Source organism: Streptomyces sp. NPDC000345, from assembly GCF_042898825.1.
Classification (GTDB): Bacteria; Actinomycetota; Actinomycetes; order Streptomycetales; family Streptomycetaceae; genus Streptomyces.
This window is the reverse complement of sequence record NZ_JBIAZE010000012.1, coordinates 263,182-278,156: the sequence shown is the minus strand read 5'-3', so window position 1 is coordinate 278,156 and position 14,975 is coordinate 263,182. Positions and strand designations below refer to the sequence as shown.

Annotated in this window: 11 protein-coding genes; 10 read left to right on the top strand and 1 reads right to left on the bottom strand. The window is 72.8% G+C overall.

Going from position 1 to position 14,975, the window contains the following annotated elements:
- Window positions 1-10: 10 nt before the first annotated feature.
- The 8 genes from ACFY30_RS27915 (at window position 11) to ACFY30_RS27880 (ending at window position 12,709) form a co-directional block, all read left to right on the top strand.
- Window positions 11-979: an ABC transporter substrate-binding protein gene (locus ACFY30_RS27915; protein ID WP_390847894.1), complete on the top strand. Its 969-nt coding sequence runs from the start codon at window positions 11-13 to the stop codon at window positions 977-979.
- A gap of 237 nt (window positions 980-1,216) precedes the next feature.
- Window positions 1,217-3,655 (top strand): FAD-dependent oxidoreductase, encoded by a 2,439-nt coding sequence (locus tag ACFY30_RS27910; protein ID WP_390847893.1) that lies wholly within the window; start codon window positions 1,217-1,219, stop codon window positions 3,653-3,655.
- A gap of 90 nt (window positions 3,656-3,745) precedes the next feature.
- Window positions 3,746-4,606: a bifunctional methylenetetrahydrofolate dehydrogenase/methenyltetrahydrofolate cyclohydrolase gene (locus tag ACFY30_RS27905; RefSeq protein WP_390847892.1), complete on the top strand. Its 861-nt coding sequence runs from the start codon at window positions 3,746-3,748 to the stop codon at window positions 4,604-4,606.
- Window positions 4,603-5,898, top strand: a complete 1,296-nt coding sequence (gene glyA / locus ACFY30_RS27900) for a serine hydroxymethyltransferase (RefSeq protein ID WP_390847891.1) — start codon at window positions 4,603-4,605, stop codon at window positions 5,896-5,898. Before ACFY30_RS27905 ends, glyA begins: the two co-directional genes overlap by 4 nt.
- Window positions 5,895-7,127: a sarcosine oxidase subunit beta family protein gene (locus ACFY30_RS27895; protein ID WP_390847890.1), complete on the top strand. Its 1,233-nt coding sequence runs from the start codon at window positions 5,895-5,897 to the stop codon at window positions 7,125-7,127. The genes glyA and ACFY30_RS27895 overlap by 4 nt, the downstream gene beginning before the upstream one ends.
- 20 nt (window positions 7,128-7,147) lie before the next feature.
- The gene (locus ACFY30_RS27890) at window positions 7,148-10,366 is read left to right on the top strand and encodes a sarcosine oxidase subunit alpha family protein (RefSeq protein ID WP_390847889.1); all 3,219 of its coding nucleotides are present in this window, start codon (window positions 7,148-7,150) and stop codon (window positions 10,364-10,366) included.
- Window positions 10,359-10,976: a sarcosine oxidase subunit gamma gene (locus tag ACFY30_RS27885; RefSeq protein ID WP_390847888.1), complete on the top strand. Its 618-nt coding sequence runs from the start codon at window positions 10,359-10,361 to the stop codon at window positions 10,974-10,976. The genes ACFY30_RS27890 and ACFY30_RS27885 overlap by 8 nt, the downstream gene beginning before the upstream one ends.
- Before the next feature lie 86 nt (window positions 10,977-11,062).
- Entirely contained in the window at window positions 11,063-12,709 is a 1,647-nt protein-coding gene (locus tag ACFY30_RS27880; protein WP_390847887.1) for a serine/threonine-protein kinase, read from the top strand.
- A gap of 15 nt (window positions 12,710-12,724) precedes the next feature.
- On the opposite strand, the gene ACFY30_RS27875 is transcribed toward ACFY30_RS27880, so the two are convergent.
- Window positions 12,725-13,495 carry an IclR family transcriptional regulator gene (locus ACFY30_RS27875; protein ID WP_390847886.1) on the bottom strand — a complete coding sequence of 257 codons (771 nt, stop codon included), beginning with the start codon at window positions 13,493-13,495 and terminating at the stop codon, window positions 12,725-12,727.
- Window positions 13,496-13,652: 157 nt separating this feature from the next.
- Between ACFY30_RS27875 and ACFY30_RS27870 the strand changes: the two genes are divergently transcribed.
- Both ACFY30_RS27870 and ACFY30_RS27865 read left to right on the top strand, forming a co-directional pair.
- Window positions 13,653-14,108, top strand: a complete 456-nt coding sequence (locus tag ACFY30_RS27870; RefSeq protein ID WP_390847885.1) for a hypothetical protein — start codon at window positions 13,653-13,655, stop codon at window positions 14,106-14,108.
- A 6-nt stretch (window positions 14,109-14,114) separates the two neighbouring features.
- On the top strand, window positions 14,115-14,957 hold the full coding sequence (locus ACFY30_RS27865) for an IclR family transcriptional regulator C-terminal domain-containing protein (protein WP_390847884.1): 843 nt from the start codon (window positions 14,115-14,117) through the stop codon (window positions 14,955-14,957).
- The last annotated feature ends 18 nt before the right edge of the window (window positions 14,958-14,975 follow it).

Here is a 14,975-nt window from a genome sequence, read left to right as displayed (position 1 = left end):
GCAGGACACCATGGCAAGACACTGGCGAGCCGGCGCGGCCGGCCTGGCCGTCCTCGGCCTCACCCTCACCGCGTGCGGCGGCGCGAAGGTGGGCGCGGACTCCTCGGGCTCGGACAGCTCGGGCGGCTCCGGCAAGTGCGGCACCTTCAACCTCGCGGTCAACCCGTGGGTGGGCTACGAGGCGGACGCGGCGGTCGTCGCGTACGTCGCGGAGCACGATCTCGGCTGCACGGTCAACAAGAAGGACCTCAAGGAGGAGATCGCCTGGCAGGGCTTCGGGACCGGTGAGGTCGACGCCGTCCTGGAGAACTGGGGCCACGACGATCTGAAGAAGAAGTACATCACCACGCAGAAGACCGCCGTGGAGGCAGGCTCCACCGGCAACAAGGGCATCATCGGCTGGTACGTGCCCCCGTGGCTGGCGAAGGCCCACCCGGACATCACCGACTACAAGAACCTCAACAAGTACGCGGCCGAGTTCAAGACCTCCGAATCGGGCGGCAAGGGCCAGCTCCTCGACGGCGACCCGTCGTACGTCACCAACGACGAGGCGCTGGTGAAGAACCTGAAGCTGGACTTCAAGGTGGTGTACGCGGGCAGCGAGACCGCGCTCATCCAGGCCTTCCGCAAGGCGGAGAAGAACAAGGAATGGGTGATCGGCTACTTCTACGAGCCGCAGTGGTTCCTCTCCGAGGTTCCGCTGGTGAAGGTGAACCTGCCGAAGTACACGTCCGGATGTGACGCGGACGCGGCCAAGGTCGCCTGCGACTACCCCGTCTACGACCTGGACAAGATCGTCAGCGCGAAGTTCGCCAAGTCCGGCAGTCCGGCCTACGACCTGGTGAAGAACTTCAACTGGACGAACGACGACCAGAACACCGTGGCCAAGTACATCGCGGTCGACAAGATGACGGCCGACGCCGCGGCCAGGAAGTGGGTCGAGGCCAACCCCGACAAGGTCAAGGCCTGGCTGAAGTAGCCCCGGCTCCAGGGCGGTCGAACATGCCCGGCGGGCGGTGCGCACCTGCGCGCACCGCCCGCCGGGCATCGCCGTGTCCGGACCACTGTCAGGGCCGTGTTTCCGCCTGTTTTCCGACGTCACGGACCCCTTGACACCCCCTCCCCGAGGCGGGCACATTGAGTTGCGCAACCTGAAGCATGTTGCGCAGACAGCAACTGAACCGGCTGGGCGCCGGTTTGATTCGGAGGTGCGGCGATGGCGGGACCCCGAGTGGTGATCATCGGAGCGGGCGTCGTGGGAGCGGCCCTGGCCGACGAGATCTCCGCGCGAGGCTGGACCGAAGTGACCGTGGTCGACCAGGGCCCGCTCCCCGCGACCGGGGGCTCCACCTCACACGCCCCTGGCCTGGTCTTCCAGACGAACTCCTCCAAGACCATGACCGAGCTGGCCCGCTACACGGTCGAGAAGTTCTGTTCCCTCGACGTCGACGGCAAGCCCTGCTTCCTCCAGGTCGGCGGCCTCGAAGTGGCCACCACCCCCGAGCGCCTGACCGAACTCCACCGCCGGCACGGCTGGGTCACCGCCTGGGGCATCGAGGCGCGTCTGCTCACTCCCGACGAGTGCGTCGAGCGGCACCCCCTCGTCAACCGCGACAAGGTGCTCGGCGGCCTCCTGGTCCCCACCGACGGCCTCGCCAAGGCCGTCCTCGCCGTCGAGGCCCAGATCCGCCGGGCCACCGAGCGCGGCGTGACCTTCCTGGCCCGCCACGAGGTCCTCGACGTCCGCCAGACCGACGGCGAGGTGACCGGCGTCCTCACCGACCAGGGCGAGATCCCCGCCGACATCGTCGTGTGCTGCGCCGGCATCTGGGGCCCGAAGATCGCCCGCATGGTCGGCATGAACCTGCCGCTCACCCCGCTCGCCCACCAGCTCGCCTGGACCGGCCCCGTCCCCGCCCTCGCCGGCCAGACCGAGGAGGCGGTCCGCCCGATCCTGCGCCACCAGGACGCCGACCTCTACTACCGCGACCGCTTCGACGGCCTCGGTATCGGCTACTACGGCCACCGCCCGATGCCCGTCTCCGCCGACGACATCCTCTCGGTGGACGAGGCCGAGGCGATGCCCTCCATCCAGAAGTTCACCGAGGAGGACTTCGAGGACGCCTGGACCGAGACCCGGTCGCTACTTCCCGCGACGAAGGAGGCCAAGGTCGAGGAGGGCATCAACGGCCTGTTCTCCTTCACCACCGACAACTTCCCGCTTCTCGGCGAGTCCCCGGACGTCAAGGGCTTCTGGGTCGCCGAGGCGGTCTGGGTCACCCACTCCGCGGGCGTCGGCCGGGCCATGGCCGAGTGGCTGGTGGACGGCTACTGCTCGTCCTTCGACCTGCACGAGTGCGACGTCAACCGCTTCGAGCCGCACCAGCTCTCCCCGGAGTACGTCCTGGCCCGCGACTGCCAGAACTTCGTCGAGGTCTACGACATCCTCCACCCCCTCCAGCCGTCCGGCAGGCCCCGCCCGATCCGCACCAGCCCCTTCCACGCCCGCCAGCGGGAGCGGGGCGCCTTCTTCCTGGAGGCGAACGGCTGGGAGCGCCCGCAGTGGTACGAGGCCAACGCCCCGCTCGTCGAGGGCCGCAGCATCCCCACCCCCAACGACTGGGCGGCGCGGTACTGGTCGCCGATCGTCGGCGCGGAGGCGCAGCGCACCCGCGAGACCGTCGCGCTCTACGACATGACGGCCCTCAAGCGCCTGGAGGTGACCGGCCCCGGCGCCGGCGACTTCCTGGAGCGGCTGACCACCAGCAAGGTCGCCAAGTCCGTCGGCTCGGTGACGTACACCCTGTTGCTGGACCACGACGGCGGCATCCGCAGCGACATCACCGTCGCCCGGCTCGCCCGCGACCTCTTCCAGGTCGGCGCCAACGGCAACCTCGACCTCGACTGGTTCACCCGCCACCTCCCCGCCGACGGCACGGTCCAGGTCCGCGACATCACCCCCGGCACCTGCTGCATCGGTCTGTGGGGCCCGCTGGCCCGCAAGGTGCTCCAGCCGCTGACGGACGAGGACTTCTCCGGCGACGGCCTGAAGTACTTCCGCGCCAAGCGCGCCCACATCGGCAGCGTGCCCGTCACCGCGATGCGGCTGTCGTACGTCGGCGAACTCGGCTGGGAGCTGTACACCACCGCCGATCTCGGCCAGAAGCTCTGGGACACCCTCTGGCAGGCGGCCGAGCCGCTGGGCGGCATCGTCGCCGGCCGCGGCGCCTTCAACAGCCTCCGCCTGGAGAAGGGCTACCGCTCCTTCGGCACCGACATGACCTACGAACACGACCCCTACGAGGCCGGCGTCGGCTTCGCCGTCAAGCTCGACAAGGGCGACTTCGTCGGCAAGGAGGCGCTGGAGCGCCGCAGGGCCGACGTGCGGCGGAAGCTGACCTGCCTCACGATCGCCGACCCGCGGTCGGTGGTGATGGGCAAGGAGCCCGTGTTCGACGGGGACCGTGCCGTCGGGTACGTCACCAGCGCGGCGTACGGCTACACGATCGGCAAGGGCATCGCGTACGCCTGGCTCCCGACGGAGGTGGCCGCGCCGGGGACCGTGCTGCGGATCGGATACTTCGACGAGCGTGTCGAGGCGGTCGTCGCCGAAGAGCCGTTGTTCGACCCGACGATGTCCCGGCTCCGTGGGTGAGTCCGAAGCGGACGCGTTGGGGCTCGTCGCGCCGTTCCCCGCGCCCCGGTGGGGCGCTCCATGCCGGCCCAGTGGGAAGGAGTGCCGCCGGTGACCGCACAGCTCCTTGACGGCAAAGCCACCGCCGCCGCCATCCGCCGTGAACTCGCCGAGCGTGTGGCCAGGTCGACGGCCGCCGGTGGGCCTCCGCCCGGTCTTGGCACGGTCCTCGTCGGGGACGACCCCGGCAGTCGCGCCTACGTTGCCGGGAAGCACCGGGACTGTGCCCAGGCGGGCATCGCCTCCATCCGCCGGGACCTGCCCGCCGACGCCACCCAGCGGCAGGTCGAGGACGTCGTCGACGAGCTCAACGCCGACCCCGCCTGCACCGGCTACATCGTCCAGCTCCCGCTCCCGGCCCATCTGGACGCCAACGCCGTACTGGAGCGCATGGACCCGGCCAAGGACGCCGACGGACTGCACCCGGTCAACCTCGGCCGGCTCGCGCTCGGCGTCGACGCCCCGCTGCCGTGCACCCCGCGCGGCATCGTCGAACTGCTCCGCCGCCACGACGTCCCGCTCGCCGGAGCCCGGGTGTGCGTGATCGGCCGGGGCATCACCGTCGGACGGCCCCTCGGCCTGCTCCTCACCCGCAGATCCGAGAACGCCACCGTCACCCTCTGCCACACCGGAACCAAGGGCCTGCCCTGGCACGTACGCGAGGCGGAGATCGTCGTCGCGGCGGCCGGCTCGCCCGGACTGATCACCAGGGACATGCTGCGTCCCGGGGCGGCGGTCCTGGACGTCGGCATCACCCGCACCGACCAGGGACTGGCCGGCGACGTCCACCCGGAGGCCGCCGCGGTCGCCGGCTGGGTCGCGCCGATGCCCGGGGGCGTGGGCCCCATGACCCGAGCCATGCTGCTCGCCAATGTCGTCGAGGCCGCCGAGAGGAACGCGAACGCCGCATGAACGCGCTGAACAGCCCCCTGGCGGAGCTGGACCCCGAGGTCCACGAAGCCCTCACCGCCGAACTGCACCGCCAGCAGTCCACCCTGGAGATGATCGCCTCCGAGAACTTCGCGCCGTCCGCCGTGATGGAGGCGCAGGGCTCGGTCCTCACCAACAAGTACGCCGAGGGCTACCCCGGACGCCGCTACTACGGCGGCTGCGAACACGTCGACGTCACCGAGAGGCTGGCGATCGAGCGGATCAAGTCCCTGTTCGGCGCGGGTCACGCCAACGTCCAGCCGCATTCCGGAGCCCAGGCCAACACCGCGGTCTTCTTCGCCCTGCTCCAGCCCGGCGACACGGTCCTCGGCCTCGACCTCGCGCACGGCGGCCACCTCACCCACGGCATGCGCCTCAACTACAGCGGCAAGATGCTGAACGTGGTGCCGTATCACGTGTCCGAGGCGGACAACCTCGTCGACATGGACGAGGTCGAGAAGCTCGCCAAGGAACACCGCCCCAAGATGATCATCGCGGGCTGGTCGGCGTACCCCCGGCAGCTGGACTTCGCCGCCTTCCGCCGGATCGCCGACGAGGTGGGTGCCCTGCTGATGGTGGACATGGCGCACTTCGCGGGCCTGGTGGCCGCCGGACTGCACCCGAGCCCCGTCCCGCACGCCCACGTCACGACCACGACGACGCACAAGACGCTCGGCGGACCGCGGGGCGGAGTCATCCTCACCAACGAGCCCGACCTCGCCAAGAAGATCAACTCGGCGGTCTTCCCCGGCATGCAGGGCGGCCCGCTGGAGCACGTCATCGCCGCGAAGGCGGTCTCCTTCAAGGTCGCCGCGTCCCCCGAGTTCGCCGAGCGCCAGGCCCGCACGCTCGCCGGCGCCCGCATCCTCGCCGAGCGCCTCATCCGGCCGGACGCGGCGGCGGCCGGCGTGAAGGTGCTGACCGGCGGCACGGACGTCCACCTCGTCCTCGTCGACCTGCGCGACGCGGAGCTGGACGGACGCCAGGCCGAGGACCTCCTCCACGGGATCGGCATCACCGTCAACCGCAACGCCGTGCCCTTCGACCCCCGCCCGCCCATGGTCACCTCGGGCCTGCGCATCGGCACCCCTGCGCTGGCCACCCGCGGCTTCACCGAGGAGGACTTCGCCGAGGTGGCCGATGTGATCGCCCTCGCCCTCCAGCCCGCCCCCGACCTCGCCGCCCTGCGCGCCCGCACGCAGACGCTGGCCGCGAAGCACCCGCTCTACCCGCACCTGTCCCAGGCAGCAGCAGAAGCCGGAGACGCCCGATGAGCCCCAGCACCCCCGGCGCCGACCTCCCCGACCACCCCGACTGGCTCTGGCGCGACCCCGAGCCCGCGCGGTCCTACGACGTGGTGATCGTCGGCGGCGGCGGCCACGGTCTCGCCACCGCCCACTACCTGGCGAAGAACCACGGCATCACCAACGTCGCCGTACTGGAGAAGGGGTGGCTGGCGGGCGGCAACATGGCCCGCAACACCACGATCATCCGCTCCAACTACCTGTGGGACGAGAGCGCCGGCATCTACGAGCACGCGCTCAAGCTCTGGGAGGGGCTGGAAGAGGAGCTGGACTACCCGATCCTCTTCTCCCAGCGAGGCGTGCTGAACCTCGCCCACAGCCTCCAGGACGTCCGCGACAGCGTGCGCCGCGTCGAGGCCAACCGCCTCAACGGCGTCGACGCCGAATGGCTGGACGCCCAGCAGGTCAAGGAAGTCTGCCCGATCGTCAACATCTCCCCGGACGTGCGCTACCCGGTCCTCGGCGGCACCTACCAGCCGCGCGCCGGCATCGCCAAGCACGACTACGTCGCCTGGGCCTTCGCCCGCTCCGCGGACGCGGCGGGCATCGACATCATCCAGAACTGCGAGGTCACCGGGCTGGACGTGGTCGACGGCCGGGTGACCGGCGTGCGGACCACGCGCGGCCCGATCGCCGCGGGCAAGGTGGCCCTGTGCTCGGCCGGCCACACCTCGGTCCTCGCCGCCATGGCGGGCATCGAACTCCCCCTCCAGAGCCACCCGTTGCAGGCCCTGGTCTCGGAGCTCCTGGAGCCGGTCCACCCCACCGTCGTCATGTCCAACGCGGTCCACGTGTACGTCAGCCAGGCGCACAAGGGCGAGCTGGTGATGGGCGCGGGCATCGACGCGTACAACTCCTACACCCAGCGCGGCGCCTTCCACATCATCGAGGAGCAGATGTCGGCGGCCCTGGAGCTCTTCCCGGTCTTCGCCCGCGCCCACGTCCTGCGCACCTGGGGCGGCATCGTCGACGTCAGCCCCGACGCCTCACCGATCGTCGGCCTCACCCCGGTGAACAACCTCTACCTCAACTGCGGCTGGGGCACGGGCGGCTTCAAGGCCACCCCCGGCGTCGGCTGGGTCTACGCCCACACCATCGCCCACGACACCCCGCACGCCCTCAACGCCCCCTTCTCGCTCGACCGTTTCACCACCGGCGCGCTCGTCGACGAGCACGGCGCGGCCGCGGTGGCCCACTAGGACCACTAGGGAGCCGAACCATGCTGCTCATCCCCTGCCCGTGGTGCGGGCCCCGTGACGAGGCCGAGTTCCACTACGGCGGACAGGCCCATGTGCCCTACCCCGAGAACCCGGCGGCCCTGACCGACGAGGAGTGGGCCCGCTACCTCTTCTTCCGCGACAACCCCAAGGGACCCTTCGCCGAGCGCTGGAGCCACGCGGCGGGCTGCCGACGGTGGTTCAACGCGGTGCGGGACACGTCGACCAACCAGATCCTGGCGGTGTACCGGGCGGGGGAGGAGCGCCCCGAGACCTCCGGGCGTCCCGCGGCGCCCGCTCAGCCCGGTCCGGCACACCCAGCCCGTCCGGGGGTACCCCCGCCGGGGGAGTTCCAGGACGAGGCCCCTTCAGGGCCGGACGCGGGTCCGGGGGCAGAGCCCCCGCCGACCGCCGACCGCTTGGCCGCCCATGGCCGAACCCACGGCGGCGAACCCCTGACCTTCACGTTCGACGGCACCGCGTACCAGGGCTTCGCGGGCGACACCCTCGCCTCGGCCCTCCTCGCCAACGGCGTCATCACGGCAGCGACCAGCATCAAGCTCGGCCGCCCCCGCGGCATCTTCTCCGCCGGCGTGGAAGAACCCAACGCCGTCGTGCAGATCGAGGCACCCTTCCCGGAGCCGATGCTTCCCGCGACGACCGTCGAGCTGTACGACGGCCTCGTGGCGAGCAGCCTCCCCGGCCAGGGCCGCCTCGCGACCGCACCGGACCCGGCCCGCTACGACGCCGTCCACGCCCACTGCGACCTCCTGATCGTCGGCGCGGGCCCCGCCGGCCTCGCCGCCGCCGCGGCCGCCGCCCGCAGCGGTGCCCGTGTGATCCTCGCCGACGAACAGCCGGAACTCGGCGGCAGCCTGCTGTCGACCGCCGAACACCTCGCCTGGGTGGCGCAGGTCGCCGCGCTGCTCGCATCCGCTCCCGAGGTGCGCGTCCTGCGCCGCACCACCGTCTTCGGCCACTACGACGACAACCACCTGCTCGCCGTCGAGCGCCGCACCAGCCACCTCGGCGCCGCGGCCCCCGCGCACGTCTCCCGCGAGCGCGTCTGGCGCATCCGCGCCCGCCGGGTCGTCCTCGCCACCGGCGCCCACGAACGCTCGATGGCCTTCGCGGACAACGACCGCCCCGGCGTGATGCTCGCCGCGTCCGCCCGCGCCTACCTCAACCGGCACGGTGTCCTGCCCGGCCGCCGTGCCGTCGTCTTCACCACCAACGACAGCGCCTACGAGGCCGCGCTGGACCTGCACGCCGCCGGGGTGCGGGTGCCGGTGATCGTCGACACGCGGCCCGACGCGGGGGAGTGGGCGGAGCGCGCCCGCGAGGCCGGCATCGAGGTGCTGGCCGGCCACGCCGTCGTCGGCACCGAGGGCGACCCGCGGATCACCACCGTGAGCGTGGCGCCGTACGGCGAGACGGCGGGGCAGCGGGAGGTCGCCGCCGACCTCCTGCTGGTCTCCGGCGGCTGGAACCCCGTCGCGCACCTGTTCAGCCAGGCGGGCGGCACACTGCGCCACGACGAGACGCTCGGCGCCTTCGTCCCCGACGTCTGCCCTCAGGCGGTCGAGGTCGCGGGCAGTGCGAACGGCGTCCTGGACCTCGCCGGTGTCCTCGCGCAGGGCGCGGCCGCCGGCGCCCGTGCGATCGAGGCCGAGGGGTACACCCCCGAGGCGCCCCGTCTCCCCGAGGCGCCCGCGCAGCCGTACACGCCGCCCATGCAGGTCTTCACCGTGCCGGGCCGTGACGGCGCGCCGCGTTTCGTCGACCTCCAGCGCGACGTCACCGTCGACGACCTGGCCCGGGCGACCGGCGCCGGCCTGCGCTCGGTCGAGCACACCAAGCGCTACACCACGGCCGGCACCGCCAACGACCAGGCCAAGACCTCCGGCATCCTCGCCGGCGGCGTCGTCGCCGAACTCCTGGGGGTGGACATCTCCGCCCTCGGCACGACCACCTTCCGCCCGCCCTACACCCCCGTCTCCTTCGCCGCCCTCGCCGGCCGGGACCGAGGCGCCCTGCTCGACCCGATCCGTACGACCGCACTGCACGAGTGGCATGTCGCGCACGGCGCCCTCTTCGAGAACGTCGGCCAGTGGAAACGCCCCTGGTACTACCCGCAGGACGGCGAGGACATGGAGACGGCCGTGCTGCGCGAGTGCGCCGCCGCCCGAGAGGGCGTCGCCTTCATGGACGCCTCCACGCTCGGCAAGATCGACGTGCAGGGCCCGGACGCCGCCGTCTTCCTCGACCTGCTCTACACCAACGTGATGAGCACCCTGAAGGTCGGCATGATCCGCTACGGCGTGATGTGCCGCCTGGACGGCATGGTCTTCGACGACGGCACGGTCATCCGCCTCGCCGAGGACCGCTTCCTGGTCACCACGACCACCGGCAACGCGGCCGCCGTCCTGGACTGGATGGAGGAGTGGCTCCAGACCGAGTGGCCCGGACTGCGCGTGCACTGCACCTCGGTCACCGAGCAGTGGGCCACCGTCGCCCTCGTCGGCCCGAAGTCCCGCGCCGTCCTCGGCTCACTCGCGCCCGGACTGGCCGTCTCCAACGACGACTTCCCGTTCATGGCCTGGCGCGAGACGACCGTCGCGGGCCTCGACGCCCGGGTGTGCCGGATCAGCTTCTCCGGCGAACTGGCCTACGAGATCAACGTGTCCCCGTGGGAGGCCCTCGCCCTCTGGGAGGCCCTGTACGAGGCCGGCGCCCCCTACGGCATCACCCCGTACGGCACCGAGACGATGCACGTCCTGCGCGCCGAGAAGGGCTACCCGATCATCGGCCAGGACACCGACGGCACCGTCACCCCCCAGGACCTCGGCATGAGCTGGGCGGTGTCGAAGAAGAAGCCCGACTTCATCGGCAAGCGCTCCTTCGCCCGCGCCGACACCGTCCGCCCGGACCGCAAGCACCTGGTCGGTCTGCTCCCCGAGGACCCCGGCACCTTCCTGCCCGAGGGCACGCATCTCGTCGCCGACAGCGTCCTGCCGGCCCCGCCCGTGCCGATGCTCGGCCACGTCACCTCCAGCTACCGCAGCGCGGCCCTCGGCCGGACCTTCGCCCTCGCCCTGGTCAAGGGCGGCCGGGACCGCATCGGCGAACGGCTGTACGCCCCGGTCGGCGACCGGCTGGTCCCGGTGACCGTCGCCGGCCCCGTCCTCTACGACCCCGAGGGAGCCCGCCGCGATGGCTGACACCACCCCCGCCGCCCCGCCCCGCAGCCCCCTGGGGCACGCCAGGAGCCGTCTCGCCGCCGCCACCCGTACCTCCGGCGGCGCGGTCCGGCTCGCCGAACTCCCCTTCCTGGCCCAGCTCGACGTCCGCCTCGACGCCAAGGGCCCGGCGGCGGACGCGGTCGGCGTCGCCCTCGGTCTCCCCCTTCCCCTCGAACCCGACACGGTCGTACGCACCCGGGAGCTGACGGCGCTCCGGCTCGGCCCGGACGAATGGCTCCTGGTGGGGCGGCCCGGCGCCCAAGGAGACCTGGAGAGCCGCGTCCGCGCGGCCGCCGGCGACGACCACGTCTCCGTCACCGACGTCTCCGCCCAGCGCACCACCCTCCTAGTCGCCGGCCCCCGCGCCCGCGACCTCCTGGCCCACGGCTGCCCCCTCGACCTGCACCCGCGCGCCTTCGGACCCGGGCGCTGCGCCCAGACCACCCTGGGCCGCACCCAGATCGTCCTGGTCGCCAGGGACGAACCCGGGGGCGGATTCTGGGTCCTGGTCCGCTCCTCCTTCGCCGGATACCTCACGGACTGGCTGCTGGACGCGGCGACCGAGTACAGCAGACCGGCGGACCTGTGAGCGGCCCCGCCCCGGTCCTCGGCTAGAGTCTCGCCTCGTCCTCGGTCGGACGTACCGCCCGGGGTGGCGCGCTGGGGGTACGGCACATGGGGCCCGAAGGACTGGCACTGTCCGGATACGAGATCCACGAGGTCCTGGGGCAGGGCGGTTTCGCCACGGTCTACCGCGCCCGGCAACGGGCCGTGGGCAGGGAGGTCGCGCTGAAGGTGGACAGCCGGGTGCTGTCCACCCCGCGCGACCGCCAGCGTTTCCTGCGCGAGGTCACGGCCGCCGGGCAGTTGTCCGGGCACCCGCACGTGGTGCCGGTGTACGACGCGGGGGTCCTCGCCGACGACCGGCCCTACATGGTGCTGGAGTTGTGCCCCGGCGGATCGCTGGGCGAGCGGCTGCACCGGCAGGGCGCCTTCCCGCCGAAGGAGGCGCGCGACATCGGCGTGGGTCTCGCGGACGCGGTGGCGGCCGCCCACGCGGCCGGGGTGCTGCACCGTGACATCAAGCCCGGCAACGTCATGGTCAACCGGTACGGCGGGGTGGCCCTCACGGACTTCGGGCTCGCGGCCATGCCCCGGCCGGGGCGGGACCTGTCCGTGACCCGGGAGGCGCTGACCCCCGCGTACGCGCCGCCCGAGGCCTTCCATCTGGCCGAGCCCACCCCGGCCGGTGATCTGTACTCACTGGCCGCCACGCTCTACGCCCTGCTGCGCGGCTTCCCGCCGCACCACCCGGACGACGGGACCCAGCTCAGCCTCGCCGAACTGATCGTGCGGCACACCTGGCCGTACCCCGCCCTGCCCGGCGTGCCCCCGGCCCTCAACGACGTACTCCGGCGCGCACTCGCCCCGGACCCGGCCGAGCGGCTGTCCGACGCGGGCGTGTTCCGGGACGCCCTCGCCGCCGTCGACCTCGGCGCCGCGGGCCCGGCCGCGGGCGGCTTCGGCCCGCCGCCGACCACGACCACGGTCCCCTTCCACCGGGACACGCCCCCCGTCGCGGACGCACCGCGACTCGTGGACGCGCCGCCTGCCCGGGACGCGGTCCCCGTCACGACCGGAACCCCGCGGCCGCCGGGCGCAACGGGCGCCACCACCGCGGTCACCGGACCGGGCGGGGCCGAGGGCGGGCGCAAGGGCGCGGGACGCACCCGGCTGATTGCCGCGGTGGCGGCCGTCGCCGTCTCCGTGAGCGTCTCGGTCACCGTCGTGACGTACCGGTACGGCGGCTCGGAGGGCGCAGGCGGGAACCCGGTGTCGGCCGCCGCCCCCTCCGCAGGCGCCACCGCCGGGGACAAGGGCACGGCGGGCTTCGGCGTCGCCACCACGACCGGCGGCTGTCCCGCGACGGCCGTCGACGGCGTGGGCGGCCGGTGCGTCGCGGGTCCCGAATGCTGGAGCGGCATCGTCGACATCTCGGGCATCGTCACCGTCAGCCGCGCGGACTGCGCGACCAGGCACGTGTGGGAGACCTTCGCGATCGCCCCGCTGCCGGAGGACGGCATGACGAACAACGCGCGGGACCTGATCAGACATCCGGACGTCAAGGCCCTGTGCTCGCAGAAGGTCATGGCCGCGACGATGGCGCCCGAGGGCCGAGAGACCGCCGCGGAGTGGCAGACCGACATCATCCCGCCGACGGCCGCGGAGTGGGACAAGGGCCTGCGGGTCTTTCGCTGCGTGGCCGCGGCACTCACCGAGGACGGGGAGAAGACCGGGAGCCAGTTCGCCGTGCGGAGCTGACCTCCTGACAGCCCCTCAGCCCGGCCCGCGCTCCACTCCGCGCAGCGCGTCCTCCAGCCGGCGGCCCCAGCGCAGCGCCGCCCGCGCGCACTCCTCGGTCCGTTCGGCGAGCCGGACACGGGGGCCGACGACCTGAACGGCGGCCACGACCTCGTCACGGAAGTCCCGTACCGGTACGGCGACCGAGTACAGTCCCGGCTCGGCCTCCTCGTCCACGACCGAGTACCCGCGCTCCCGGGTGCGCGCGAGGCGCCGCAGGAAGTCGTCCACGTCCACGGGGGTGCGGGGCCCGTGGCGCACGAACTCCGTGCGCGCGAGGACCGCGGCGACCTCCTCGTCGTCGGCGTCGCTGAGCAGGGCCTGCCCGCAGTCGCTGCAGTAGGCGGGGTACGGGCGGCCGATCCACGACCCCAGCTGCCGGCTGCCCGGCGGCACCCGTTCCGCGATGGTCACCGTGGTGTCGCCGACCAGGACACCGAGGTAGCAGCTCTCGCCGGTCTCGGCGACCAGGCCCTCCAGGGCGGTGAGACCGTCCGTGCGCAGCCGGTGCGCGGTGAGTTCCTGCGCCTCGGCGTACAGCCGCCAGTGCGGGCCGAGGGCGCGCGGGGCGTCCTCCCGCAGCACGAAGCCCTCCTCGGCCAGCGCGCCGATGGTGCGCGAGAGCTGACTGCGGTCGCGGTCCAGCGCGCGGGCCAGTTCCGTGACGGAGTCGTGCCGCACTCCCTCGGCCGACCGGCGGGCGAGCGCCGACAGCACGTCGAGCCCCTTGCCCGTGCTCGATTCCATGCGGCCCTCCACCGGCTCGGCGACCCCCGCACTGTACTGCGCCCCCGGACGTCACCCTCCCCGCTCTGTGTGCAGCATTCTCATATTGCCGTGCATTTGACGCACGGCTAGCATGCCTTGTGTTCCCCTCCACCGACTCCTCGGGAGACCCGCCGCCATGACCGCGACGACGACGCCGGACACCATCGGGCGGGGCCGTGCCATCCGGCGCCGCTCGGTGCGGGCGATCAGGGTGTACTGGCCGGTGGCGCACACGACCCTCGCCGCCGCCACGGCGGGCGACACCGGAGCCGTCCGCGACGACGCCTCCTTCGCGTCCCTGCTGCGCGTCCTGGAGTCCTCGCCCGGGCTCGGCGACTTCGGCCTCTACGACGACGTGTTCGAGGTGGGCTTCGGCGCCGAGGGCTTCACCACCCGCCCCGGCGCCGCCCCGGTCCTCGGCCGGGTCGGCGGGCGTTCCCTCTCCCCGACGCTCACCTTCACCTCGTACATCGACGCCGGGGCGAGCGACGAGGAACTGACCCGGATCCTCGCCCGTATCGCCGACGCCCATCCGTGGGAGGTCCCGGTGATCGAGCTGTCCGCCCCGCTGGAACTGATCTCCCGGGCCTGAGCGCACATGACGTCGGACCCGTCCCGGGCCACGCCCGCGGCCTCCACCACCGCCTCCTCGCTGCGGACCGGCCTGCGCATGCTGAACGCGGTGCTGGAGCGCGAGCTGTCCGGCCGCACCGGCTTCAACGTCAGCAGACTCGCCGACGAGGTCGGCATCGAGCGCAGCAAGGCGTCCCGGACGGCCCAGGAGCTGTGCGAGAAGGGCTACCTCCAGCGCCGGGACGACACCACGCTGCGCGTCGCCGAGGCGTTCCTCGCCACGGCCGCGTCGCTCGGCCCCGGCTGGCTGCGCGGCAGCCGGCCGGTACTGCGCCGCCTCGCCGTCGCCCACGGGGCGAGCGCCCGCCTCTCCGTACGCGACGGCGTCCTCGTCCGGCTGCTGCGCGCCGAGTCCGCCGCCGGCCTCGCCGAACCGTGGCTCACCCGGGCGAGCCTCGTCACCCCCTGCTGGTGCACCGGCGCCGGACGGGCCCTGCTCCTCGACCACACGCCGCGGGAGATCGCCGGGCTGCTGGACGGCTACGAACTGATCGGCGTGGGCGGCCCCCGCGCGGCCCGCTCGGCGGAGGAACTCGTCCTGGCCAACGCCCGCGACCGGGCCGGCGGTGTGGTGGTGGCGCACGGCGAGTTCGAGCACGGGGTCAGCGAGTACGCCGTACCCGTACGCGACGCCCTGGGCCACATCCGCGCCACCGTGACCGTCCTCGGCGCACAGCGTGACCTGCTCGCCCGGGAGAAGGCGCTCCGCGCGGACCTCACGGGCGCGGCCGCCACCCTCGCGTCCCTGTCCGGACTCGGCCCGCGGACGTCCGGTGCGCCGCGGACGGGTGCGGCCGGTACACGGTGAACGCCCGGTTGGTCAGAA

Coding starts and splice junctions, on each gene's coding strand:
- ACFY30_RS27915 (WP_390847894.1), top strand. CDS start 11: ATGGCAAGACACTGGCGAGCCGGCGCGGCCGGCCTGGCCGTCCTCGGC.
- ACFY30_RS27910 (WP_390847893.1), top strand. CDS start 1,217: ATGGCGGGACCCCGAGTGGTGATCATCGGAGCGGGCGTCGTGGGAGCG.
- ACFY30_RS27885 (WP_390847888.1), top strand. CDS start 10,359: ATGGCTGACACCACCCCCGCCGCCCCGCCCCGCAGCCCCCTGGGGCAC.
- ACFY30_RS27895 (WP_390847890.1), top strand. CDS start 5,895: ATGAGCCCCAGCACCCCCGGCGCCGACCTCCCCGACCACCCCGACTGG.
- ACFY30_RS27865 (WP_390847884.1), top strand. CDS start 14,115: ATGACGTCGGACCCGTCCCGGGCCACGCCCGCGGCCTCCACCACCGCC.
- glyA (WP_390847891.1), top strand. CDS start 4,603: ATGAACGCGCTGAACAGCCCCCTGGCGGAGCTGGACCCCGAGGTCCAC.
- ACFY30_RS27870 (WP_390847885.1), top strand. CDS start 13,653: ATGACCGCGACGACGACGCCGGACACCATCGGGCGGGGCCGTGCCATC.
- ACFY30_RS27875 (WP_390847886.1), bottom strand. CDS start 13,495: ATGGAATCGAGCACGGGCAAGGGGCTCGACGTGCTGTCGGCGCTCGCC.
- ACFY30_RS27880 (WP_390847887.1), top strand. CDS start 11,063: ATGGGGCCCGAAGGACTGGCACTGTCCGGATACGAGATCCACGAGGTC.
- ACFY30_RS27890 (WP_390847889.1), top strand. CDS start 7,148: ATGCTGCTCATCCCCTGCCCGTGGTGCGGGCCCCGTGACGAGGCCGAG.